This is a genomic window from Micromonospora sp. IBHARD003 (assembly GCF_056106285.1).
The window spans coordinates 7200256-7222761 of record NZ_JBWBBX010000001.1; the positions used below are offsets into that span (position 1 = coordinate 7200256).

Here is a 22506-nt window from a genome sequence, read left to right on the forward strand (position 1 = left end):
GGCAAGGTGATGCCCTGCAATTTCTCTTGTCATTTACTGGTGTCAGATTGCCCTTTGGGGCTGATGAGGAACCGTCGTGATGGTAACAGCGGTTTTTGCCTCGGGGATTTTCGGCTTTCGCTTCCTCGCCGACGGCGGGTCGTGGACGATGGTGAGTCCGACTTTTACGGGGAGGCATGACGTGACACGGAACGTACGGTGGCTGGTCGTGACGGCCGGGGCGCTCGTGGTCTTCGGCCTGTGCGTCTGGTTGGGCGACGTGCTGTTGCCGTGGGATCGGCCGGAGCGCATCGCGACCGGGGCGGGTGCGGGAGCGGTCATCGCCGGTTTGCTGGGCGCCTGGGCTGCCTCGGTGCTCGGTTCGGCCTCGGCTCCGCCCCAGAGGGCGTGGTCGGCACAGCGGCCGGCAAGGGTGGCGTCAGCGGAACGCGCGGTTGCCTCGGGCGACAACGCGGGCGTCATCGTGACCGGAGATAACAACAACATTGCGCAATGACGGTTTCACCGAAGCCATCAGCGACGGGGCAGGGATCCGTCTCGACGGGTGACAATTCCGGAGTGATCGTCACAGGTCATCAGAACCACGTCCACCAGCGGATTCTGAACCTGCTTCCCGGTTCCCTGCCCGCGGCTGTTGAGGGCGAGGCGGTGGCGCGTCTCAACAATCTGCCACCCCTTGACAGTGCGGTGTTCATCGGTCGGGACGACGCGCTTGCCTGTCTGCGGGCGCTCCCCTCGGAGGGCACGGGCATCGTGGCGCAGAGCGTGCTGGGGATGGGCGGCATCGGCAAGAGCACGCTCGCACTGCATCACGCCCGCGGATACCTGGGGACAGGACACGGACCGGTGTGGTGGATCGAGGCCACATCCCCGGCAGCGATCGCGGCCGGACTGGCGAGTCTGGCGACCTCGCTGAACCCCGTCCACGCCGCACGGCCCCTCGACGAGGCCGCCGAATGGGCGGTGGCGTGGCTGCAGGGCCGCAGCGGTTGGCTGCTGATCATGGACAATGCCGAAGATCCCGCCCATCTCCGCCCCTACCTCGGCCGGCTCACCAGCGGCCAAGTGCTGGTCACCACGCGCCGTGACCTCCCTTGGCAGGACCTCGGCACCCCTCTGCGCCTCGATGCCCTGACTCCCCGGTCGTCTCTCGCCGTCCTGCAGGAGATCACCGGACGCACCGGTGGCGCACACGCCGAAGCCCTGGCTGAACTGGCTGCCGAACTGGGGCACCTGCCTTTGGCGTTGCAGCAGGCAGGCGCGTATCTCGCGCAGACCCGCACTGCCGCCGACCGTTACCTTGCGCAGTTGCGCGCGGATCCTGCCGGTGTCCTGGCTGCCACAGCCCCCGGCGACCCGCATCAGCGGACCATCGCCCAGCTGTGGAGCGTGACCCTCGGCGCAGTGCACACCTCCGACGGTCACGCGGTGGACCTGCTGCGGATTCTGGCCCACTGCGCCCCTGACCCGCTGCCCCGTTCCGTCCTCACCCGCGCGCTGCCCACGCCCCAGGCCGTGGACCACGGCCTGGGCGTCCTGGCCGCGTACAGCATGGTCACCCTCGGCGATTCCACCGTTGCCACGCACCGACTCGTCCAAGCCGTGCTGCGCACCACCACACCGGCCCCCGTCCCCCCGTCGCGCTTTCGAGGCATCCGACGGTTCTGGAGTCCGGTCGCCCCACCAGCCCCAGCTCATCCCGGCGAGACGGCCGTGGCCCTGCTCCGGGACGCCATGCCGCAAGGCAGCCCCGCTGATGTGCGAGGCTGGCACGCCTGGCAAGCGCTGTTGCCCCACATCCGAGCCGCGATCGGGCACCAAGCCGGCGACTCTGCTTCCGGCTTGCCTCTTCTACTCAACGAGACCGCCTTCTATCTCCGAGCTCGTGGGCAGGCCGCGGAGGCATTGCCGTTGGCCGAGCGTGCGCTGGAGATGACGGAAACGGCGCTGGGGCCCGACGACCCCGAAACGGCTGTGCGTCTGGGGAATCTGGCTCGCACGTTCAGTGCGTTGGGGCGGTATGAGAAGGCGTTGCCTTTGGAGGAGCGTGCCCTACGGGTTACCGAGGCGGCTCTGGGGCCCGACGATCCCGATACCGCTGTGCGTCTGGGGAATCTGGCTCGCACGTTCAGTGCGTTGGGGCGGTATGAGAAGGCGTTGCCTTTGGAGGAGCGTGCCCTACGGGTTACCGAGGCCGCTCTGGGGCCCGACGATCCCGATACCGCGGTGTGCCTGGGGAATCTCACCAGCACGTTCAATGAACTCGGCCGGTATGGGGAGGCGTTGCCGTTGGCCGAGCGTGCGCTGGAGATCACTGAAGCGGCGCTGGGCCCTGATCACCCCGACACCGCGGTGCGTCTGGGGAGCCTGGCACGCACGTTCAGTGCGTTGGGCCGGTATGGGGAGGCGTTGCCGTTGGCCGAGCGTGCGCTGGAGATCACTGAAGCGGCGCTGGGCCCTGACCACCCCACCACCGCGGTGCGTTTGGGGAATGTGGCCCGCACGTGCAGTGCGTTGGGCCGGTATGAGAAGGCACTGCAGCTGGAGCAGCGTGCCCTACGAGTTGCCGAGACCGTTCTGGGCCCCGACCACCCCGATACGGCCGTCTGCCTGGGGAATCTCGCGCGCGCCTTCAGGTCGCTGAGGCGGCCGGAGCAGGCGTTGCAGCTGGAGGAGCGTGCGCTGAAGATCGCCGTGGACGCGCTGGGGCCTGACCACCCCATCACCGCTGGGCGTCTGGGCAATCTCGCCCGCACGTTCAGTGCCTTGCGTAGGCCGCAGGAGGCACTGCCACTGGCGGAGCGTGCGCTGCGGGTCACCGAGGCCGCGCTCGGGCCCGACCACCCCGACATTGCGGTGCGTCTGGGGAATCTGGCCCGCACGTTCTTTGCCTTGGGCCGCTACGACGAGGCGTTGCCGTTGGAAGAGCGTGCGCTGAAGATCACCGATGCCGTCCTGGGTCCGGATCATCCCGACAACGCCGTACGTCTGGGGAATCTCGCCAGCACGTTCAGCGCCCTGGGCCGGCCGGAGGAGGCACTCCCGCCGGCGGTGCGTGCGTTACGGGTCACTGAGGCCGCGCTGGGCTCCGACCACCCTCACACAGCCTTGCGTCTGGGGAACCTCGCCGCTGCATTCAGTGAATTGGGTCGGTACGGGGAGGCATTGCCCTTGGCGGAGCGTGCGTTGCGGGTCGCCGAGACCGCGTTGGGACCGGACCATCCCGACATCGCCGTGCGCCTGGCCTGTCTCACCGGCATTCGCCGGACAGCGACGAACACCGAGGAGACCCCGCCGCTCCGTCGGAGACCGCGCCCTCCCGAGGGCCCCGGGGTTCACTTGACCTGATGGCGCCTCAACGCCTCACCCAAAGCGTGTTGCAGAGGATGGCGGCCGATGCGCCGGCCTCATCGCACCGGAAAGCCGAAGACGTATCCCTGCTGCTTGAGCCACGGCAGGACCTCGCGCAGAGCCGTGACTGTCTGGCTGCGGTCTCCGCCCGCGTCGTGGAACAGAACCGTGGGACCGTTGGAGATCTGGTTCTTCACGGTCGCCACCATCGCGGCCGACCCTGGTTGCTTGTAGTCCTTGGAGTCCACGTTCCAGCCCAGCGGTCGCATTCCGTGCGAGGCGGCGACCTGACGGCTGTAGGGAGTGAAGGCGCCGCCCGGAGCACGGTAGTAGAGCGGCTTGACGCCCCCCGAGGCCTCGGTGATCATCCGCGCCGCGTCCAGGATCTCCCGGGACTGGCGGGCCCGTGACGCGGTGCCCATGGTCGTGTCGTGGGAGACGGAGTGGTCACACAGCCGGTGTCCGTCTGCGACCACGGCCTTGACCAGGTCGGGATGGGCCTTGGCTTGCGTTCCGACCATGCAGAAGGTCGCCTTGACGCCGTTGTCCTTGAGTACGGCGAGGACTTCAGGGGTCCACTTCGGGTCCGGACCGTCGTCGATCGTCACGTTGACGCCCTTGGCGCCCTTCTCGGAAGCGTGCGCGATGTCCATGCTGACGGTGGGATCGGCGAGTTCGGGATCCGGAACGGAGGTCTGGCTCACGACCGGCTTCGGCTTCGGCTTCGCGGGCACGGCCGACGCGGTTCCGGGAGGGGCGGCTTGGGTCGTCCACGCCGCTGCCAGGGCGGTCACCCCGGCCACGCCGATGGCCGCCGCCATTACCCGGCCGTTCATCCCCAGGCCTCGATGCCGTCCCATGTCCGTCTCCGCTCTCCCCGGCGCCCGACTTGCACTTGGTAGGACGATAGTGATGGCGAATCGGATCCGGTTATTACCGATCCCGAACATTTTCGTGGACAGGACTGTCCCCTCGGCTCCGACTGCCCCCGGCCGGCGGTCTCATGGCGATCGGCGTCACACGCCAGAGCGCCGAGATGGCCGAGATGGGAGGGGTTCTGCCTGACCGGGTCTGCTGCCGAGGCCGGCATAGGCGTGCACCCCAAGTGACATGCACCCCAAAGGGATGCATGTCATAGGGGTGCACTCGAACGGTGCAACACCACTGCGTCTGAAGGTTCCTTCACACGCACGGCCAACCTAAACTTCCTTTATGTTCCTTATCGCCTACATTGTGGTGCTCGTTGTCTTTCCGCTGATCCACACGTTCGCCGACCGCCGGCCCAATCGCCGTACGCGCTTTCGCGTCATCGAGATCTGGTTGCTCTGGTTCGTCGGCGCCAGCGGCCTGTTGTCCGTACTGACCGGCATCGGGCACATCGGCCCGAACGCGCCGAGCATCGCGGACGGCATCGGCTTCGCCCACAGCCCGTTCCAGTGGGAAGTCGGCTGGGCCGACATCGCGATCGGCACCATCGGCTTCATGTCCGTCTGGCGCCGTGACTCCTTCATGACGGCCGCGGTCATCGCGCTGGCCGTCTTGTACTGGGGCGACGCCATCGGCCACATCATGCAGCTCGTCGCTCACGACAACACCGCGCCGCAGAACGTGCAGCCGATCTACACCGACATTCTTCAGCCCCTGATCGCCGTTCTCCTGCTCATCGCCTACCGGCGCCATGGCGGCGGCAGAAGCACGGCGCCCATGCAGCCGGCCCCGTAGCCCGCCGATGTCCGGTTCGCCCCCTGCGACGGCGAGGACACCGCACCCGGCACCGTCACTGGCCGACGGCTTTCGCCCAGCCCCGGTCGACCGCCCTCGTCGCCTTCTCCAGTTGCGCGTCCGTGGGGAACTGGGGCTCGCCTTCGACCGTCGGCAGTTTCGCCGCGGCTGCCTCGTCGAGGGTGCCGTCCTTGCGCATGGTCTCCATCAGCACCGGACGGGCGTAGCCCTTGAGCCGGAGGTTCTGCCCGGCCACGCTGAACAGGTACTCCTGCCACAGCCGCGCCGCCGCCGGGTGCGGGGCGTTCTTGTTGACGGCCAGGGCGTAGTACTGGGCGAAACTCCCGTCGAAGGGGATCGCGACCTGCCAGTCGACACCCTTGCCGCGGAAGCGGTCCGCGTAGTCGAGGTTGACGTAGTCCCAGTCGATGCTGATGGGGGTCCTGCCGGTCGCGACCGCGGTCGAAGTGGACTCGACCGGATTGAAGTTGCCCCGGTCGTCGAGCTCGGCGAAGAAGTCGAGGCCGGGGCCGATGTCGTCGAAGGACCCTCCGTTCGCGAGGGCGGCCGCGTAGACGCCGGAGAAGGCGGTACTGGAACGGATGGGGTTGCCGTCGAGCGAGACCTTCCCCTTGTACCGGGGGTGCAGCAGATCGGCGAAGGTCCGGGGGCAGGGCTTGACGCGGTTGGCGTCGCAGCCGATGGAGATGTAGCCGCCGTAGTTGTTGGACCAGCGGCCCTCGCCGTCCTTCTGGTTGTCCGGGATCGAATCGTACGCGGCGACCCGGTACGGCGCGAGCATGCGCCGCCGGGCAGCGGTCCGGGCGTAGGTGTCTCCCACGTCGACGACGTCGGGGGCGCCGGCGCGCTTCCCGCTCCTCCTGATCGCGTCGATCTCGTCCTGACTGGAGGCCTCGGGGTCGGCGACCATGACCTTGATCCCGTACTTCTTCTCGAAACCGTCGATCAGACCGCCGTAGTTGGCCCAGTCGCGCGGGAGCGCGATCGCGTTGAGCGTGCCCTCGCGCTTCGCCGCGGCGATCAGCGCGCTCATGCCCCCCGCATCGGCCGCGGAGGTGGCGACCGACGGCTTCACGGGCGTGGCCTTCGGCTTCTCGTCACAGCCGCTCAGGAACAGGAGGGTGAGGCAGCCCGCGGCGGCGGCCGTCCGGACACGGAGTGCAGTCACGATTGCTCCAGGACACAGGGGTGGGCAACGAGCCGGGCCGGGAACGAGCGGTCGTGCGGCGACTTCACGATGCCTCTCACCGTGCCGTGCCGCCCTGATCCCGGCCTCCGCCGGAAAGCGGCTCCTCTTCGTCGAGCAGGATCTCGGCGAGTCCTTCCGCCGACGGGCCGGCACCGCTGTGCAGGGACAGCTCGGCCCAGATGACCTTGCCCGTGGGTGTGTAGCGGGTGCCCCAGCGTTCCGCGAACTGGGCCACCAGGAAGAGTCCGCGGCCGCCCTCGTCGGTCACCTTGGCCTTCCGCAGCCGTGGCGAGGTGCTGCTGCCGTCGGAGACCTCGCAGATCAGGGCCCGGTCACGGAGGAGCCGGACGGTGATGGGCTCGGCGCCGTAGTGGATGGCGTTGGTGATCAGCTCGCTGAGGACGAGCTCGGCGGCGAAGTCCAGCCGTTCGAGGTCCCATTCCCGGAGCCGCCGGACGCAGGCGGCGCGGACCGGACCGACCGCCGCCGGGTCGCGGGACACCTGCCATTCGGCGATCCGGCCGGGGTCGAGCCGGTGTGTACGGGCCACCAGCAGCGCGATGTCGTCCCGGGGCCGTTCGGGCCTCATGGCGTCGACGACCGCGGCGCAGGTGGCCTCCGGGGAACGGTCGGGCCCCGTCAGCGCGTCACGCAGGGCCGCGAGGCCGACGTCCAGGTCGCGGTTGCGTTCCTCGATCAGCCCATCGGTGTAGAGCACCAGCCGGGACTCCTCGGGCACGGTCAGCTCGGCGCTCTCACAGGGCAGTCCGGCCCCGAGGCCCAGCGGTGGGGATACCGGCAGCTGGGGGAAGTCCACGGTCCCGTCGGGTCGCACCACCGCCGGTCCGGGATGGCCGGCGGTGGCGACCGCCAGCTGCCCGGAGGCGGGATCGTAGACGGCGTACAGGCAGGTCGCGCCGGTGATCCCCTGGCCCTCCCCGTCATCGGCCGCTTCGTCGCTGTCGATCTGGGCCACCAGTTCGTCCACCCGGCCCAGCAGTTCCTCCGGCGGGATGTCGAGGACGGAGAAGTTGTGCACCGCGGTGCGCAGCCGGCCCATCGTGGCCGCCGCGTGCAGGCCGTGTCCCACGACGTCTCCGACGACCAGCGCGACCCGGGCGCCGGACAGCGGGATGACATCGAACCAGTCTCCGCCCACCCCGGCCCGGGCGGGCAGATAGCGGTAGGCCACCTCCAGCGCCGTCTGCTCGGGCACCCGGCTGGGCAGCAGACTGCGCTGCAGTGTGACCGCCATGGTGTGCTCACGGGTGTAGCGGCGGGCGTTGTCGATGGACACCGCCGCCCTGGCGGCCAGTTCCTCGGCGAAGGACACGTCCTCCTCCTCGAACGGCGGGGATGCATGGGACCGCCAGTAGTGGGCCGTTCCGAGCACCACCCCCCGCGCCCGCAGCGGGACCACGATCAGGGAGTGGATGCCGTGCTCCAGGATCAGCCGGGCACGATCGGGGTGCTGGGCCCGCCATCCGTCGGAGGTGCTCAGGTCCTCCACCCGGACGGCCCGTCCCTCGGCGGCGGCCGCCGCCGTGGGAGTGGTGGCGACGAAGCGGATCAGTGTGCCGGCGGGGTAGAGGAGGTGGCCCCCTTCCAGACCGACGATGGTGATGCGGCGCATTTCGGTGCCCGCAACTGAGGGCTCCTCGCCGTGCAGCACCGGGTCCAGGAGCTCGACGGTGACGACGTCGGCGAAGCGGGGGGCGGCGACCTCCGCGAGTTCCTGTGCGGTGCGCGTGACGTCCAGGGTAGTCCCGATCCGCACTCCGGCGTCGTAGAGCATCTGCAGCCGCTCGCGCGCGGTCTCGGCCCTCCCGGCGAGCGCCTGCAGTTCGGTGGTGTCCCGCAGCGTCACCACGCTGCTCGCCGGTCCCGGGGAGGCGGTGAACCGCTTGTTGACGGCGAGGAGCCGGTCGGCGGCCAGGTGTACCTCGTCGGTGGCCGGGAGATCGGATGTGAGCAGCTCGGCGAGATCGGCGTTCAGCCCCAGCGCGCGCACCGGGCGGCGTTCCGCGTCCTCCGGCAGATCGAGCAGGCGGCGGGCCTCGTCGTTGGCCAGCAGCAGCCGGCCGTCGCCCCCGATGATCAGTACTCCTTCGCGTACGGCGTGGAGGACCGCGTCGTGGTGCTCGTACATCCGGGTCATCTCGCCCGGGCCCAGGCCGTGGGTCTGCTTCTGCAGACGACGGCTCACCAGCGCCGACCCGCCCCCGGCGAGAGCGAGCGACCCGACGGCGATCCCGAAAAGGACCGGCAGCTGACGGTTCACCCGGTCCTGCACCTTCCCCACCGTGACGACGGAGGAGACGATGGCGACGACCGAACCGTCGGCGTCTTTGACGGGCACGGCCGAGATCACGGAAAGCCCGAGCGCCCCCTGGAAGGTCCTGGTGAACGACTTTCCCTCGGCCGCTTCCGCGTAGGGGCCGATGATGTGCTTGCCGATCTGCTTCGGATCGCTGTGGGTGAGGGCGATCCCGTCCCGCCGGTAGACGATGATCGCGTCGACGCCGGCGGCCTCGCGGACCGCCTCGGCGCTCGGCTGAAGCGTCGCCGTGGGGTCGGGGGAGTCCAAGGCGGTGAGCAGCCCTGGCGAGTTCGCGAAGGTCTGGGCCGCGGTGAGCGTCCGTTCCTGGGCGTCCGCCATGCTGTCGCGGCGCGCCTGTACGACGAGGGCCACCAGTGCGGCGACGACGACCAGCAGCACGACCGCCAGTTGCAGGAGGAACACCTGGCCGGCGAGGCTGTGCACGCTCATCGGGGAGCGCAGGCGCCGTAGCAACCGCCGCGCGCTCCACGAGCCGGGCGCCTGATCACTCCCGGGCGACGTCGGCGATCCATGCCTGATTCGCCCAAAAATTTCGCGCATAGCACATTTCTATCGTTTTCGACTACCGATCATGGAGTGATCAGGGGGATGGACATGCGCGGTGGACCCGCCAGGCGTTTCGGTACGTCGTGACGGGATGGGATTTGTCCAGGTCCGGGCGTGTGAGCCGGGGCGGAGGTGGTCTCCGGCCCGGTGTGAACCGGCCCGGAGCGGCGAGCGGCCCGCTTCGATCCGGTCCGATGTGATCCAGTTCGATCCGCAGTGCTCCGCGCCGATGCGATCCGGTTCGGCCGCGAAACGTACGCCGGTGGGAAAGCCGGTCCGCGTTGGCTCCGGCCGCGCCCGGGTAGACGTCATCGCCGGCGGTGCGCGCCACTCCGCCGTACGGGGTGCCGGTGGTCCGCTGCCGTCGGGGCGTGGGCCTGCGCGCTCATTGCCCGCTGCGGAGCCTGTCGATCTCCTTGCCCAAGGAGTTCACCTCCGCGACAAGCCGGTCGCGTGCGTGCTTCTGGGTCTTGTCGCCCTGATCCTCGAACGCCTTGCTGAAATGTGGCTGGAGCTGGGTCCACCAGCCGAAGTCGAGCATTGCCCATGCCTGCGGACACCAGATCGCGCGGGTCTTCGGCAGATAGCCCGCGCCGACGAGGGGGGCCTGGTACTTCTTCGGGTCGCTCCCCTCGAGGTAGCAAAGGAAGTTGAAGACGCGTTGCTGGGTGACGGGGTGGTCGCTGGAGAGCCCTTCCAGTGTCAGCTCGCCTTCCGCGCGCGCGATCTCGTCGAAAAGGAGTGCCGCTGCCAGCGACGGGCCCGGTCCCACCTCGTTGACGGTGTAGAACGACGCGAACCCGTCGGCGGCGTCCTCCTCGAGTCCGAGGTTCGCGAGCAGCAGCTGGCGCTGCAGGGCGTGCCCCATCTCGTGGCCGAAGACGAACTGGGTCGACAGCGCGGTCAGGTCGTCGGCGTTGTACTTCGCCTCGGGGAGCAGGGCCGGCCGCTTGACGGTCCTGACCACGTCGTCGAAGGCCTCCTCGATCTGGGTCAGAAAGGAGGGGGGCACGAAGACCGTCCTGCCGTCGGGCTGGGTGACCGCATCCGTAACCCCAGGCGGGACCCTGTCGGTGACCTTCACGACCAGATGGTGCGGGAGGGCGAGCGACGTGTTCACCCAGCCGGCGACCTGCTCGAGCACGCGGGACTTTCGGACCGCCGCAACGGCCCGCCGGTCCTTCGGCTTGATCGTGCTGTCCTCGTAGACGATCGTGACCTTGCCGCTCGCGTCGGCCTTGTCGGCGTCGGCGTCGGCGTCGCACGAGGTGACCGCACAGCAGGCGACGAGCAGCGCCCCTGCGAAAGCAGCCCTGAACGCGGCCGGATACCCACCACAGGTCAGCACGCTGGTCAGCTCTTTTCCCTGGTCGAGGCGTGGGTGCGGGCTGTCGCGCCGACGTGGTCGCCGGGCCCGCTTCCCACGCCGGATTATGAACGGCGAACCTTTTGTCCGCAATCATGCTGGATTGTCTATTCGTGTAGATCTTCGCGATTCCGGTTCGGGATGCTCGACGCCGGAGTTCCTCGGTGTTCCGCGTGCCGAGCCCACCGGGTGCGGACACCTGTTGGTCCTGAATGAGCGTCAGGGGGCGTGGGTGCAGTAGCAGTACGCATTGGGGAACCGAACTCTTGCTGCCTGAGCGGAAGTTCGTGAGCGCGGGTCCGTGAGCGCGGGTCCGTGAGCGGGAGTGCGTTGTTCCCCGTCCTCCCGACCGCTGTTCATGCTGCGTTCGGCTCGTGCTCCGAGACTCGGTGACCGCCCCCACCGGTCGAACGAGAGGCAGCACCGTGAAGGACAGCAATCTCGAGGACACCGAGAACGCGGCGATATCGCGGCGTCGTTTGGTCAAGTACGCCGGCGTCGGCGCGACGCTGGCGGCCGCCGGCCCGCTGGTGAGCGGTGGTCCGGCGTGGGCCGAGGGTGCCGAGGACGGCAGACACAGGAAGCACGGCGACTCCCGCAGACGGGTGTGGCGCGCCGGTGACCACCATGTGCACTCGGAGTACAGCGGTGAGTTCGACACGTCGACGAATCCGCCGACGTTCCGCAAGGGCGCCGACGCCGTGTACCCGATCGTCACCAACGCGATCATGGCCAAGCACTTCGGTCTCAGCTGGGTGATGTGCACCGACCACGGCGGTCCGACGCACTCGAAGGTGAACGTCGAACTCGCCTACCCGGATCTCCTGCGCTCACGTGTACTCGTGCCGGAGGTCCTCCAGTTCTGGGGCATGGAGTTCGATGCCCCCGCACTGGACCACCACACGCTGATGATTCCCCACCATCGCGACGAGGCGCAGCAACTCTTCGAGTTGGAGAGCCGTTTCGCCAAGCGCGACGCCTTCCCCGCCGATCCCGGCCGCGACACCGAGGCCAAGATGATCGAGTTCCTCAAGGCCGCGAAGGACATGAGACGCAAGCCGCTGGTGATCGCCCACCACACCTCCCGGTCGGCGACCGGTCTCGGTGTCTACGGACAGGACACACCCCGGGAGTTCCGCAACGGCAACAACGTCGCACCGGAGATCTACGTCGGCTTCGAGGGCTCTCCCGGCCACCAGGCGGGCCCGCTCAACGGAGAACCGCGTGGAGGATACGGCAACCACCCGACCCACGGTGGCTTCGACCAGATGACGGCACGGGTCGGCGGGTTGTGGGACGCGCTGCTCGGCGAAGGAAGGCGCTGGTGGATCACCGCGACCTCGGACTCGCATGTGCACTGGACACGCGGTGGCTCGGACTTCTGGCCCGGTGAGTACAGCAAGACGCATGTGCTGGCCAGGCAGGACTACGCCGACATCATGGACGGGCTCCGCAACGGGCGGGTCTGGGTCGGCACCGGGGACCTGATCACCGGTCTCGACCTCACGGCGAGCAGCCGCGGTGACGCCGCCGCCATGGGAGAGACACTGACCGTGAGCCGCCGCAACCGCACCGACGTCGGGATCGAGATCAGGTTCCGGCCGCTGGAAGGCACGAACGCCAACGGCGACCGCCCTCAGGTCCGGCGCGTCGACCTGATCGTGGGTCAGGTCACCGGCCCGAGCGGCCTCGACACCGACACCAACCCGACCACGAAGGTGGTGGCGCGGTTCGGCCCGGGCGACTGGCGCAGGCAGGGGAAGGACTACGTCATCCGGCACACCCTGCGAGGTGTGGAAACCGACCTCTACGCCCGGGTGCGCGGCACGAGCACCGATGAGGCCGAGCCGCTCGCCGACGGGCTGGAGAGCCCTTGGGACGATCTGTGGTTCTACTCGAACCCGGTCTTCGTCCAGCTTCACTGACCGGGCGAAGACCTCCCGTGCGTGGAGTCGTCAAGGACCGCACCGCACGGAGGTCTTCGTTCCCGCTCCGCCGACGGTCCCGGAGCGGAACGGTCGTCCACCGGCTGCGGGGTGTGTCAGCGCAGGTGGCTACGGTGGGAACATGATCGACGCCGAGGACATCCGCCGCATCGCGCTGGCCCTTCCCGAGACGGTGGAGAAGGAAGCATGGGCCATGCCCACCTTCCGCGTGGCCGGGAAGATGTACATCACGATCCCCGACGACCAGACGTCGTTCGCCGTGCGCTGCCCCAGACACGAGCGCACGGAGCTGATCGCCGCCGAGCCCGACAAGTTCTGGGTACCACCGCACGAGGCGAGTTCAGCCTGGGTCCGGGTGCGGCTCGCCGCGCTGGAGGACTTGGACGAACTGCGCGACATCCTCGTCGACTCCTGGAGGCAGGCGGCGCCGGACCGGCTGGCCGGGGAACACCCCGACCTGCGGCCGGGCACATAGGTCCGGTCCGGGCGATTTTCCGGACCCGGACAGCGCGGCTGCTGACAGCCGGCGATGTCAGTGGCCGTCGGTAGCATCCGGGCCGGAAGTGACCACCGCCATGTGCGGGGTGGGCCGTGACCGGTGAGGAGCGAGCGGATGGCGGCGAACGAGGGGCCCGCAGGGCCGACGAAGGGCCACGCCGATGCGGCCGACTCGGCACTGCTGCGTTCCCTGGCGTTCGCCGAGGGCGCGGGGCTTCCCCCCGAACTGTGGGCGGTCCTGGCACGGGCTCTGTCGGGGCACCCGTGGACGCTCCAGGAGATGAGCGCGTCCCGTGTCCGGCTGCGGAAACGACTGGTGGAGACGACGACGTCGACAGGCCCCGCATGTCGGCTCCGTGACCCGGCGCAGGCCCGGCGGCTGCGTACCGGAGGTGATCCGTCCGGCGAGCGGGAAGCACAACGGGCGATCGCTCGCGCGCTTCTGGCCGAGGTGCCGCTGGACGACGGCACCGGGCGCCGGGACTGGTCGGCGGCCGATCCGTACATCGTCGAGCATCTTGCCGCACACGCCGGAGCGGGCGGTCTTCTGGACGAGGTGCTGGAGGACGCCGAGTACCTGGTCCATGCCGAAGCCGCGGGACTCCTCAGAGCGCTCAACACGCCCGGCCCGGCCGGAGGCCGGGTGCGGCGGAGCATCTACCGGGCCTCCGCCGACGTACACGCCGGCGCGGGTCTGCCCGAGAGGAGGGACATCCTTGCCGTCGACGCGGCCCGACACGGCGAGAACGACCTCGCCCGGGAACTGTCCCGCGGGCACCGGTGGCGTCCGCGCTGGGCCACCGGGTCGATGGTCCACCCCGCGCTGCGCCTCACCAGGACGGGACGGGGCGTGGACACCGCCGCATGCACCGTCATCGACGGGCGCCCCCATGTGGTGACCGGCTGCTACGACGCGAGCGTCCGGGTGTGGGACCTGGTGGACGGTACCGAACGCCTCGTCATCACCGAGGACGACGGCGTCTACGCACTGGACTGCGTCGAGCTCGACGGCAGCCCCCATGTGGTGACCGGGACCAGCTCCGGAGGCATACGGGTGTGGGACCTTCGCACCGGATACGAGCGGATCACCCTCGGCGGCCACAAGGGCTGGGTACGGGCAGTGGGCTGTACGGAGATCGGCGGCCGGCCGCACGCCGTCACCGCCGGTGAGGACCGCGTCGTCCGCCTCTGGGATCTGACCGACGGTACGGAACGAGCGCGGATGGCCGGCCACACCGACGAGGTACGTGCGGTGGCGTTCGCCGAGGTCGCCGGCCGCCCCGTGGCGGTGACCGGGGGCTGCGACGACACCGTGCGGGTCTGGGACCTGGAGGACGGTGTCGAACAGGCGGTGCTCACCGGACACACGTCCGCCGTCTACTCGGTGGCCTGCACGGTGATCGACGGCATTCCCCACGCCGTCACCGGGAGCGGCGCGGAGTGCGCGGCGCGGGTGTGGTGCCTGACCGACGGCACGCAGCGGGCCGTGCTGACGGGGCACACCTCGTGGGTCTCCGCAGTGACCTGCGTCAGCCTCGACGGCCGTCCTCATGCCATGACCACCGGCGGCGACCGCACGGTCCGGATATGGGATCTGACGGACGATACGGAACGCGCGGCTCTGACCGGACACCACGGGGATGTGGACGTGCTCGTCTGTGCGGAGGTCGACGGCCGTGCCTACGCGGTGAGCGGCGGGCATTCCGCGCGCCCTCGCGTCTGGGACCTCGGGGACGCCTTCCTGCCCGCCGCGGGGAAGGGACGCTCCGGGCACTCCGGGACCGTCGGGGCTGTGCATGTGGTGACGATCGATAGCCGTCCCCACGCCGTCACCGGAGGGGACACCACGGTACGGGTCTGGGACCTGACCGACGGGACGCAACGGCACGTCCTTCCCCACGGCGACAGGGTGGAGGCGCTGGCGTGCACGACCGTGGACGACCGCCCTCACGCGGTCGTCGGGACCTGTTCCGACGCCGCGCAGGTGTGGGACCTGGGCCCGGGGGCCGGACTGCGCGGCCTTCCGGGGCACGAGTACGGGGTGGACACGGTGTCGTGGGCGTCCGTCGACGGCCGACCGCATGTGGTCACCTCCGACCACGACCGCACCGTGCGCGTATGGGACCTGGACGGCGGCGACACGGCCCCGCCCTTTCTCGCCGAGCGCACCCGGTCCGCGGTGCGGGTGATGAGGTCCGTCACGATCGGGGGCCGGCCCCATCTCGTCACGGGAGGCGATGACGCGGCGCTTCGGGTGTGGAGGTTCACCGGGAATGGGCGACGCGTCACCGCCACCGTGCACACCGGGCACTCCTCGATCCGGGCCCTTGCGCACACTGTCCTCGACGGCCGTCCGCACGCCCTGACGGCGGGATGGAACGACACCGCGGTGCAGGTCTGGGACCTCACGGACGGCACCCTGCGGGCCACACTCGCGGGGCATGCCTCGGGAGTGCTGGCGGTGGAATGCACCGGAGGGGAGGACCGGACGGATGCCATCACCATGGACGAAGGCGGCACGGTCTACGTCTGGGACCTCGCCGGAGTCCCGACCGGAGCCCGGCTCAGGGAAACGGTCGAACTACCCTCGCGGGCCCAGTGTGTGACCGCCTTCGGGCCGGACCTCGTCATAGGGATGGGCGACGATGTGCTCGTGCTCACCCGTGACGACGGCTGAACCCTCGTCAGCAGGTGTGGCAGCGTCTCCAGCCGGCCGGGAGTACCAGCGGCCCGGGAGGCGTTTGGTCAGCTCCTGCAGGAGCCGGCCGGTGCCCGCGATCACCTAACGTTCGAGCCAGTCCCGGTAGTACGTGGTGGCCAGATCGGCGCCCTCCGGCGCGATCAGGACATCACCCGGGGCCTCGGCGAACATGCCCGCCTGGTCGTCGGTTACCACGCGGCGGCCGTCGGCGCGGGCACCCAGGGTGATCCGGCCGAGCTCGTCGAGCGGGAAGACCTCTGGGCCGCCGATGTTGCGGATCCCCTGCAACGGGTCGCCGGAGGCGGTACCCACCACCGCCGCGGCGACGTCGGCGGCCGCGATCGGCTGGAGAGGGGTGGGAGGCAGCCGGACGATGTCGCCGTCGGTCGTCCAGGACATGATCGCTTCGACGAACTCGAAGAACTGCGTCGCCCGCACGATCGAGTACGGCACCGACCCGTTCACGAGGGCGTTCTCCTGGGCGAGCTTGGCCCGGTAGTAGTCGAGCCGGGGCATCTGGTCGACACCGACGATCGAGAGAATCACCAGATGGCGTACCCCGGCTTCCTCAGCCGCGGCTCCGATGTTGTTCATCGATGTTTCGAAGAAGTCGATGGAGGACGCGTCGAACGCGGGGGAGTTCGTCAGGTTGACCACCACGTCGGCGCCGGAGAAGGCCTCCTCCAAGCCCTTGCCGCTGACAACGTCGACCCCGGTCGACAGCGAAGCCGGCACCACTTCGTGCCCGGCGGCAATGAGCCGCTCGACCGTCTGGGCGCCGATCAGGCCGGTTGCCCCCAGGACTGTGAACTTCATGACGCACCCTTCGCCGAGTGTGCGGATTCCCGCAGGACATCGCCGCCACAAGGCCGCGACGACCAAGCTAGCGACAGACTCCAACGTCAACGACCCAACGACCCAACGACAACGACGTGAGTCGAACGGCCTGTTGTGAGTCGGACGAGCGGGGGACGCCGGTCGCCGTCTGCCCGGCGTTCGTGTTGGCGTACCGCGTCGTTTCGCGACGCGTCGCACACGGCCGACTTCCCGGTGGCTCCGGAACGAACACCCACACCACTGAACACGATACGCCCGCACGAAGGCCGCAGCGCGACGGCCATCGCGCGACGGCCGGTACGGAGGCGGAGTAGCGTTGCGTTCGACGCCTGTCCGCTCCGGTGCCCGGCGCCGGAACGCGGTCGGCGTTGCCCGAACCACGCGCCGAGACGACAAGCCGAGTCGACAACCCGGCCGCAGTGGCCGGTGTCGAAGCCGAGGCCGCTGTGCGACGCGAACCACGCGTGACACCACCGATCGGCTCTCCGTGTCGGCGCCCGGACGGAGGTGGCGCGATGGCGAACGACGAGCGGACGACCGGCCCTTCAGCGAACCGGCAGCATCGCTCCGAGGCATGGAAGAGCGCGGTCACCGTGATCCAGGAGGCGAAGCCGCCCTTCGTACCCGAGGGTGCGCACGCCATGACCGTGCTGGTCGAGTTTCCACCCGGAGACCCGGGCACTCCGCCCCACAGGCACTTCGGACCGGCGTTCGGCTATGTGCTGGAGGGAGAGATGCTGTTCGAGCTGGAGGGAGAGCCCGAGAGGGCGATCCGGGCGGGGGAGGCCTTCTGGGAGCCGGGCGGCGATGTGATCCACTACCAGGACGGCAACCATCGCACGGACGTACCGGTCCGGTTCCTCGTCACGATGTTGTGCCGGCCGGACAAGCCCATGCTCGTTCTCGTCGACGAGGAGGAGCTGGAGCAGCGCAAGGGGAGGCGCGCACCCCGGCCGTCCTGACACCTGACACCGGGTGAGGCACATCCGGCCGGTGTCCTGCGACCCACGGACGTTATCGCCCGGTGTCAGTCGTTGGGCGGCAGCAGGGTACCCAGAGGCCCGAGGTCGAGATTGAGGTCCTCCATCGTCAGCCCGTACTGGGAACACAACTCGCTCATACGGTCGTGCAGGACCATGAGCGTCGCGCCGAGACGCTCCTCCTGCTCCTCGGTGAGATCCCCTTGGTCGACGCGGTGGAGCGCCTGACGTTCCATGAGTTGCCGCAGCAGTTCGACCAGGGTGAGGACGAGTCTGATCAGGTCCCGTTCCACGGTGTCCGGATCGGCGCTGATCCGGCGCGCGGGCGAACGGGGGCGGTCGCCGGATGGCCCGAGGTCACGAGGTACGGCGGGAAGCAGCCGGAAGGCCCGGGCGGCGGCGTCCGCTACCTCGTCCAGTCGCCGTGCCTCCCTGCCGGCGTCCGCAGACTCAGACGACGTCATGGCCGTCTCGCGGCTCGGCAGGCGCCGCCCAGGGCGACGGGTTCTCGGCGCTGATCGAGACGATCAGGGCCCGCAGCGATATCCGTACGAGATCGATGTCGGCGATGGACAGCACCACATCACCGGTGAGCACCACACCGCCGCTGAGCAGCCGGTCGAGCAGATCGATGAGTGCGACCTGCCGGTCAGGAAGGGGCTCCACCGCCGAGTACGGGACCGGCTCGGGCGCGGTCATGGGCGAGTGCCTTCGACCGCTTCGCCGGAAGCCTCGGGGGGCGTGGCGAAGGAATAGGGTGCCCAGGGGCCGGTGACCTCGATCCGGACGCCGTCCAGCCCGTCCGCGGCGTGGGACACCGCACCGCGGAAGTCCTCGGCACGGTCCAGGGGGACGAGATACGCGTCATTGACGACGTTCTCACCACTCGGGTCCGCGAGGGCGCCCTGCTGGACACGGTGCCGTGCCCGGTCTGCGGCGTAGCGGTGTCCCGCCGCCTCGACCTGCTCCGCGGCCCGCTGCGCCGCGGTGTAGCGGCTGTCCCGGGCGCTTCGCTGTTCCCTGCGGCCCCGCAGGTAGGCGCGTCCGGGGGTGAGACCGGGGGCGGGGGCCGGGCTCGTCACCGGGCCGGTCTCCACGGAAGGGTCGACATAGATCTTGACCCCCCATTCCACATGCCCGGCGAGCCGGTCCACGCGCTCCGCGAAGCCGGCCCAGCCCTCGTCGAGTACGCCCCGTACCCGGCTGTCGTCCAGGTAGACCGTCGCAAGGCGCAGAGGCAGGACGGTGGTACGGCCGGCCAGTGTCTCGATGACGCGGTGATGGGCGCGGGCCACCGCCTCCAGCCACTCCAGGTCCTCGAAGTGCTGTTTCAGTGCGTCTTCCCGGAAGTCCCGGGCGGGCACCGGACTTGCCACGAGCACCAGTTCATCGCCTCGACTCCCGGCGACGAGACGCACGGGAGCGTCCGCCACCCCCCGGAGCGCGGCTACGGACTCCGCCAGTCCACCGGTGGTCTGCGCCACGGCGTACACGTACGAGACGTCGTCACTGCGGTCACTCATCGCGGCTGCTCCCTCGGCGGCGGGCCGTTCCCCGAGACCCCGCCCGGGGCTCCGTGTCGGGTTCCTCCAGGGATTCCTCCAGGGATTCGCGGGATTCCTTCTCACCTTCGGGAAGTTCGCCGCCCTGTCGCAGGGCCTGGATCTCGGCCCGCAGACGCCGGTTCTCCTCGGCCAGTGACCGCTCGCCCCTGCCGCGGGACGACAGCGAGGGATCGTGCTCCCACCAGTCGATGCCCATCTCCTTCGCCTTGTCGACCGAGGCGACGATGAGGCGCAGTTTGATGGTGAGCAGCTCGATGTCGAGCAGATTGATCTGGATGTCTCCCGCGATGACGATGCCCTTGTCGAGGACTCGCTCGAGGATGTCGGCGAGGTTGGCGGACGAACCCTGCCCGTACGGCGGCGCCGCGCGGGAAGGATAGGAGCCGAGCCTGTTGGCCAGCGGTTCAGTCACAGTCGTGGCCTCGTGTTCCCTCGTGCCTGGTCATGGCTGTTCGCCGCGCCAGAAGGCCTGGATCTCCTCCAGCCGGTCGAGCAGTTCGTCCTCGCGCCGGTCGAAGGTCTCCTCGTCGATCTCGCCCGCGAGCAGCTGCTCTTCGAGCTCGGCGAGGTCGCGTTGCACCGGTGCCGGGTCGTAGTACTCGTTCTCCGCCGCCTCGATGACCCGGTCCATCACCCAGGCGACGCCCCGCACGGGTGCCAGGGGGAGAGTGACGAGCTCGGTGAACAGGCCCATGGAAAGCACCTTCAGACGAAGCTGTACGGAGGCAGGGGACCGTTGAGCCGGAAGTCGAAGTCGTCCCCCAACTGGTTGGCGACGCTCAACTCCGTGGTGAGGAAGGGCTCGTCCTGGTCGTGATGGACCAGGAACGACACGCTGAGGAAGTCCGAGCCGGTCGGCTGGGACGACTCGTGGTCCCGGGAGAACGGACGGAGCGCCTCGATCACACCCGTGGCGAGGGCGTCCTGCCGCACCTGCACCTCGTGAACGATCAGTTCCCCGAGTGACACGGACACATTGGGGCCGGCGTGACCGCTGAGGATCTCGTCGTTGAGCTTTCGGGCGTCGTCGTTCTCCTCGAGGATCTGACGCAGCAGGGACTCCTCGTCCTGTGACGCCTTCAGGTGGTACTCGACGCATCCCTGCAGCGTCTGGAGCCGGTCCGTGTACTCCTCGGCGCGTTCCTCCAGCGCTTGCCGTACGGCATCGTCGTCGGCCGCCAGGAGGCCGAACCTCAGGGGCAGCACGGTGCCGTCCGCCATGAGCCGTTGCTGTACCTCCTGGTGCGCACCGAGGTCGCGCCGCTTGGGGCGCAGGTCCTCCGGCGCATCGCTGACCACTGCGCACAGCGGTCCTGCGCTCACGGTGCGCAGCTGCGCCGCCTCCTCGCCGACACCGTTGAGGTCGTCGAGTCGTGCCGGATGCCGGTTGCCGACGATCGAGTAGATGTATACGGCCATGGCCTTACCTCTCGCGGGACGAGCCCCTCACACGCCGTGACGAGGTCCGCCGAGCCGTCCGTCGTGGCCGCTCCACGGGTTCCTCCTCGGTCTCCTGTTCTGCCCCTTCGTCCTCGTCCTCGTCGGCATCCTCCTCGTCGTCACGGTCCGTGATGCCCTTGATGGTGTCGGTGACCGCCTCGGCCGCCCCGGTCAGGGCGCCCTTCGACTTGCCCTTCGCGCCGCTCTCGACCGAATCGCCGACGATGTCGGTCAGCTGCGCGGGCTGTTTGCTGCCGGCCTCGAGATCGAGCCGGTTGCACGCCTCGGCGAACCGCAGATAGGTGTCGACGCTGGCAACGACGATGCGTGCGTCGATCTTGAGGATCTCGATTCCCACCAGGGACACACGGACGAAGACGTCGATGACGAGTCCGCGATCGAGGATGAGCTCCAGGACGTCGTAGAGGCTGCTCGTACCACCCCCACCACCTCTGGAGACGCTGCCACTGCCTTGTGGCACCACAGTCATGGTGCCTCCCTTCACCGCCCGGGGCCGTCTCAGCCCCGCCGGTCGATCTGCCCGCGGGTGTAACGCCGCGTCCTTTCGTAAGCCACCAGATCGCCCTCCTTGTCGAGCGTTACCCGGTAGCTGGCCATCACGCTCGTGGTTTCGGGGATGCGTTCGAGCTCGACCACCTCCACATCGGCTACCCAGCCATCGTCCGTAGGCTTCAGCGCCGAGACCGATTCCGGAGACCGCCCGAGCAACTCCGTCAGCTGTTCGGCTGCGGAACGCATCGCCCAGGCCGCCTTCTCCCTGCCGGCACGCCGGGAAGAGTCGCCCGAGCGCTTGCTGCCCGTGCTGTGGCTGCCGGCGGTCCGCCGCCTGGCGGGTTCTGCTGCGGCCATGATCTCTCCGATGGTCGAAGCGGGCGCCACATCCCACTCATGAACATACAATTTCATCATATAGGGACATATGCCTTACTGATTTGGGCAGTTTCCTTGTGTCCGCCCGGACGAGCGGGGCGAGTGGGCCTGTGCGCCGACCGGCGCCGCCCCTGCTGAACGCTGTCTCCTCAACCGGGCCGCCGTGCCAAGGCATTGGATGTGGGCCGGCGTTGCCTGCCCTTTCCGAAGGGACCGTTCATGAATGACACGACCAAGATCGCCCTCGCGGCCGCTGTCGCGGGCGGATATCTGCTCGGGCGTGCGAAGAAGGGGCGGCTGGCTTTCGCCATGGCGACTTATCTCGCCGGCCGCCGGTTCGGGCTTGACCCGCAGCAGCTGGCTACGGAAGGGCTTCGACGGCTGGGGGAGGTCCCCCAGGTCGCCGATCTGAACGAGCAGATACGGGGCGAACTGCTCGACGCCGGCCGCAAGGCCCTCGCGGCCACGGCCGACCGCCGACTCGCCGATCTGGCCGAGTCGCTCCACGAACGCACGCTCCGACTGGGCGAGAAGCGGAGCGAGGAAGAGGAGGAACCCGAGGAAGAAGAGCCCCGGGACGAGGAAGAGGAAGAAGAGGAGGAGTACGAGGAGGAGCCGGAGGAAGAGCCGGAGGAAGGGCCGGAGTACGAAGAGGAGTACGAGGAAGAGCCGGAAGAAGAGGAAGCGGAAGAGCCTGAAGGCGAAGAGGAGGAGGCCGAGGAGGAGCAGCCGCGACGCCGCCGTCGGGAGCGCTCGGCTCCCCGGAAGCGGGCACCGGCGAAGAAGGCGGCACCCGTCCGTAGGTCCACTCCCCGGAAGGCCCCGGCCGAGAAGACGGCCACCGGCGGCAGGAGCGCGCAGAGGCGACCCACTGCCAAGTCCGCCAAGAAGGCCCCTCCGGCGAAGAAGGCCGCCGCCAAGAAGACCACCGCGAAGAAGTCGGCCGCGAAGAAGGCCCCGGCCAGGAAGGCCCCGGCGAAGAAGGCGGCCGCGAAGAAGACAGCTCCGGCAAGGAAGAAGACAGCTCCGGCAAGGAAGACGGCGGCTCCGGCAAGGAAGAAGGCGGCGAAGAAGTCGGCCGCGAAGAAGACCACGTCACGGCGGAGGTAGTC

21 protein-coding genes are annotated in these 22506 nt (G+C 69.1%); 8 read left to right on the forward strand and 13 right to left on the reverse strand.

Annotated features, from left to right (window positions below; all coding sequences use genetic code 11):
* Positions 1-76: 76 nt before the first annotated feature.
* Positions 77-496, forward strand: coding sequence for a hypothetical protein (locus ACTWOL_RS31565; protein WP_474300257.1), 420 nt, complete (start codon positions 77-79; stop codon positions 494-496).
* Positions 497-558: 62 nt separating this feature from the next.
* On the forward strand, positions 559-3348 hold the full coding sequence (gene fxsT, locus ACTWOL_RS31570; protein ID WP_474300258.1) for an FxSxx-COOH system tetratricopeptide repeat protein: 2790 nt from the start codon (positions 559-561) through the stop codon (positions 3346-3348).
* 59 nt (positions 3349-3407) lie between these two features.
* Here the strand turns inward: fxsT and ACTWOL_RS31575 are convergent, their stop codons facing one another.
* A complete protein-coding gene (locus tag ACTWOL_RS31575; RefSeq protein WP_474300259.1) occupies positions 3408-4211 on the reverse strand; it encodes a polysaccharide deacetylase family protein in 804 nt (267 codons plus the stop codon).
* Positions 4212-4563: 352 nt separating this feature from the next.
* Between ACTWOL_RS31575 and ACTWOL_RS31580 the strand changes: the two genes are divergently transcribed.
* Complete coding sequence (locus tag ACTWOL_RS31580; protein WP_474300260.1) at positions 4564-5073, forward strand: DUF6790 family protein; 510 nt, start codon at positions 4564-4566, stop codon at positions 5071-5073.
* Between the two features lie 55 nt (positions 5074-5128).
* Here the strand turns inward: ACTWOL_RS31580 and ACTWOL_RS31585 are convergent, their stop codons facing one another.
* The 3 genes from ACTWOL_RS31585 to ACTWOL_RS31595 form a co-directional block, all read right to left on the reverse strand.
* Complete coding sequence (locus tag ACTWOL_RS31585; protein WP_474300261.1) at positions 5129-6262, reverse strand: ABC transporter substrate-binding protein; 1134 nt, start codon at positions 6260-6262, stop codon at positions 5129-5131.
* Positions 6263-6338: 76 nt separating this feature from the next.
* On the reverse strand, positions 6339-9053 hold the full coding sequence (locus tag ACTWOL_RS31590; RefSeq protein ID WP_474300262.1) for a SpoIIE family protein phosphatase: 2715 nt from the start codon (positions 9051-9053) through the stop codon (positions 6339-6341).
* A gap of 502 nt (positions 9054-9555) precedes the next feature.
* Positions 9556-10518, reverse strand: coding sequence for a DUF4344 domain-containing metallopeptidase (locus tag ACTWOL_RS31595; RefSeq protein WP_474300263.1), 963 nt, complete (start codon positions 10516-10518; stop codon positions 9556-9558).
* A 443-nt stretch (positions 10519-10961) separates the two neighbouring features.
* Between ACTWOL_RS31595 and ACTWOL_RS31600 the strand changes: the two genes are divergently transcribed.
* The 3 genes from ACTWOL_RS31600 (at position 10962) to ACTWOL_RS31610 (ending at position 15657) form a co-directional block, all read left to right on the forward strand.
* Positions 10962-12461, forward strand: a complete 1500-nt coding sequence (locus tag ACTWOL_RS31600) for a phosphoesterase (protein WP_474300264.1) — start codon at positions 10962-10964, stop codon at positions 12459-12461.
* 142 nt (positions 12462-12603) lie between these two features.
* Entirely contained in the window at positions 12604-12957 is a 354-nt protein-coding gene (locus tag ACTWOL_RS31605) for an MmcQ/YjbR family DNA-binding protein (protein ID WP_474300265.1), read from the forward strand.
* A gap of 138 nt (positions 12958-13095) precedes the next feature.
* Entirely contained in the window at positions 13096-15657 is a 2562-nt protein-coding gene (locus tag ACTWOL_RS31610; protein WP_474300266.1) for a hypothetical protein, read from the forward strand.
* A gap of 105 nt (positions 15658-15762) precedes the next feature.
* Here ACTWOL_RS31610 and ACTWOL_RS31615 read toward each other — a convergent pair whose 3' ends face one another.
* Positions 15763-16497 (reverse strand): SDR family oxidoreductase, encoded by a 735-nt coding sequence (locus tag ACTWOL_RS31615; protein WP_474300267.1) that lies wholly within the window; start codon positions 16495-16497, stop codon positions 15763-15765.
* Between the two features lie 536 nt (positions 16498-17033).
* Here ACTWOL_RS31615 and ACTWOL_RS31620 point away from each other — a divergent pair.
* A complete protein-coding gene (locus ACTWOL_RS31620) occupies positions 17034-17480 on the forward strand; it encodes a cupin domain-containing protein (protein WP_474300268.1) in 447 nt (148 codons plus the stop codon).
* A 65-nt stretch (positions 17481-17545) separates the two neighbouring features.
* Here ACTWOL_RS31620 and ACTWOL_RS31625 read toward each other — a convergent pair whose 3' ends face one another.
* From ACTWOL_RS31625 to ACTWOL_RS31660, 8 genes are read right to left on the reverse strand one after another with little or no spacing between them, the layout of a single operon-like run.
* Complete coding sequence (locus ACTWOL_RS31625) at positions 17546-17962, reverse strand: gas vesicle protein K (protein ID WP_474300269.1); 417 nt, start codon at positions 17960-17962, stop codon at positions 17546-17548.
* Positions 17949-18197, reverse strand: a complete 249-nt coding sequence (locus tag ACTWOL_RS31630) for a gas vesicle protein (protein WP_474300270.1) — start codon at positions 18195-18197, stop codon at positions 17949-17951. The genes ACTWOL_RS31625 and ACTWOL_RS31630 overlap by 14 nt, the downstream gene beginning before the upstream one ends.
* Positions 18194-19021: a GvpL/GvpF family gas vesicle protein gene (locus ACTWOL_RS31635; protein WP_474300271.1), complete on the reverse strand. Its 828-nt coding sequence runs from the start codon at positions 19019-19021 to the stop codon at positions 18194-18196. The genes ACTWOL_RS31630 and ACTWOL_RS31635 overlap by 4 nt, the downstream gene beginning before the upstream one ends.
* Positions 19014-19475 (reverse strand): gas vesicle protein GvpJ, encoded by a 462-nt coding sequence (gene gvpJ, locus ACTWOL_RS31640; RefSeq protein ID WP_474300272.1) that lies wholly within the window; start codon positions 19473-19475, stop codon positions 19014-19016. Before gvpJ ends, ACTWOL_RS31635 begins: the two co-directional genes overlap by 8 nt.
* 30 nt (positions 19476-19505) lie before the next feature.
* A complete protein-coding gene (locus tag ACTWOL_RS31645; RefSeq protein ID WP_474300273.1) occupies positions 19506-19757 on the reverse strand; it encodes a gas vesicle protein GvpG in 252 nt (83 codons plus the stop codon).
* Positions 19758-19768: 11 nt separating this feature from the next.
* Positions 19769-20482 carry a GvpL/GvpF family gas vesicle protein gene (locus ACTWOL_RS31650; protein WP_474300274.1) on the reverse strand — a complete coding sequence of 238 codons (714 nt, stop codon included), beginning with the start codon at positions 20480-20482 and terminating at the stop codon, positions 19769-19771.
* Positions 20483-20486: 4 nt separating this feature from the next.
* Positions 20487-20993 carry a gas vesicle structural protein GvpA gene (locus ACTWOL_RS31655; protein WP_474300275.1) on the reverse strand — a complete coding sequence of 169 codons (507 nt, stop codon included), beginning with the start codon at positions 20991-20993 and terminating at the stop codon, positions 20487-20489.
* Between the two features lie 29 nt (positions 20994-21022).
* The gene (locus tag ACTWOL_RS31660; protein ID WP_474300276.1) at positions 21023-21373 is read right to left on the reverse strand and encodes a gas vesicle protein GvpO; all 351 of its coding nucleotides are present in this window, start codon (positions 21371-21373) and stop codon (positions 21023-21025) included.
* A gap of 240 nt (positions 21374-21613) precedes the next feature.
* Here ACTWOL_RS31660 and ACTWOL_RS31665 point away from each other — a divergent pair, with 240 nt between their 5' ends.
* Positions 21614-22504 (forward strand): hypothetical protein, encoded by an 891-nt coding sequence (locus tag ACTWOL_RS31665; protein ID WP_474300277.1) that lies wholly within the window; start codon positions 21614-21616, stop codon positions 22502-22504.
* Positions 22505-22506: the final 2 nt, after the last annotated feature.

Excerpts from the sequence above, each read along its gene's own strand:
- ACTWOL_RS31665 (WP_474300277.1), top strand. The coding sequence starts at position 21,614 with ATGAATGACACGACCAAGATCGCCCTCGCGGCCGCTGTCGCGGGCGGA.
- ACTWOL_RS31655 (WP_474300275.1), bottom strand. The coding sequence starts at position 20,993 with ATGACTGTGGTGCCACAAGGCAGTGGCAGCGTCTCCAGAGGTGGTGGG.
- ACTWOL_RS31610 (WP_474300266.1), top strand. The coding sequence starts at position 13,096 with ATGGCGGCGAACGAGGGGCCCGCAGGGCCGACGAAGGGCCACGCCGAT.
- ACTWOL_RS31615 (WP_474300267.1), bottom strand. The coding sequence starts at position 16,497 with ATGAAGTTCACAGTCCTGGGGGCAACCGGCCTGATCGGCGCCCAGACG.
- ACTWOL_RS31620 (WP_474300268.1), top strand. The coding sequence starts at position 17,034 with ATGGCGAACGACGAGCGGACGACCGGCCCTTCAGCGAACCGGCAGCAT.
- ACTWOL_RS31590 (WP_474300262.1), bottom strand. The coding sequence starts at position 9,053 with ATGAGCGTGCACAGCCTCGCCGGCCAGGTGTTCCTCCTGCAACTGGCG.
- ACTWOL_RS31630 (WP_474300270.1), bottom strand. The coding sequence starts at position 18,197 with ATGACCGCGCCCGAGCCGGTCCCGTACTCGGCGGTGGAGCCCCTTCCT.
- ACTWOL_RS31645 (WP_474300273.1), bottom strand. The coding sequence starts at position 19,757 with ATGGGCCTGTTCACCGAGCTCGTCACTCTCCCCCTGGCACCCGTGCGG.
- ACTWOL_RS31660 (WP_474300276.1), bottom strand. The coding sequence starts at position 21,373 with ATGGCCGCAGCAGAACCCGCCAGGCGGCGGACCGCCGGCAGCCACAGC.
- ACTWOL_RS31650 (WP_474300274.1), bottom strand. The coding sequence starts at position 20,482 with ATGGCCGTATACATCTACTCGATCGTCGGCAACCGGCATCCGGCACGA.
- ACTWOL_RS31580 (WP_474300260.1), top strand. The coding sequence starts at position 4,564 with ATGTTCCTTATCGCCTACATTGTGGTGCTCGTTGTCTTTCCGCTGATC.
- ACTWOL_RS31605 (WP_474300265.1), top strand. The coding sequence starts at position 12,604 with ATGATCGACGCCGAGGACATCCGCCGCATCGCGCTGGCCCTTCCCGAG.
- ACTWOL_RS31635 (WP_474300271.1), bottom strand. The coding sequence starts at position 19,021 with ATGAGTGACCGCAGTGACGACGTCTCGTACGTGTACGCCGTGGCGCAG.
- ACTWOL_RS31625 (WP_474300269.1), bottom strand. The coding sequence starts at position 17,962 with ATGACGTCGTCTGAGTCTGCGGACGCCGGCAGGGAGGCACGGCGACTG.
- ACTWOL_RS31575 (WP_474300259.1), bottom strand. The coding sequence starts at position 4,211 with ATGGGACGGCATCGAGGCCTGGGGATGAACGGCCGGGTAATGGCGGCG.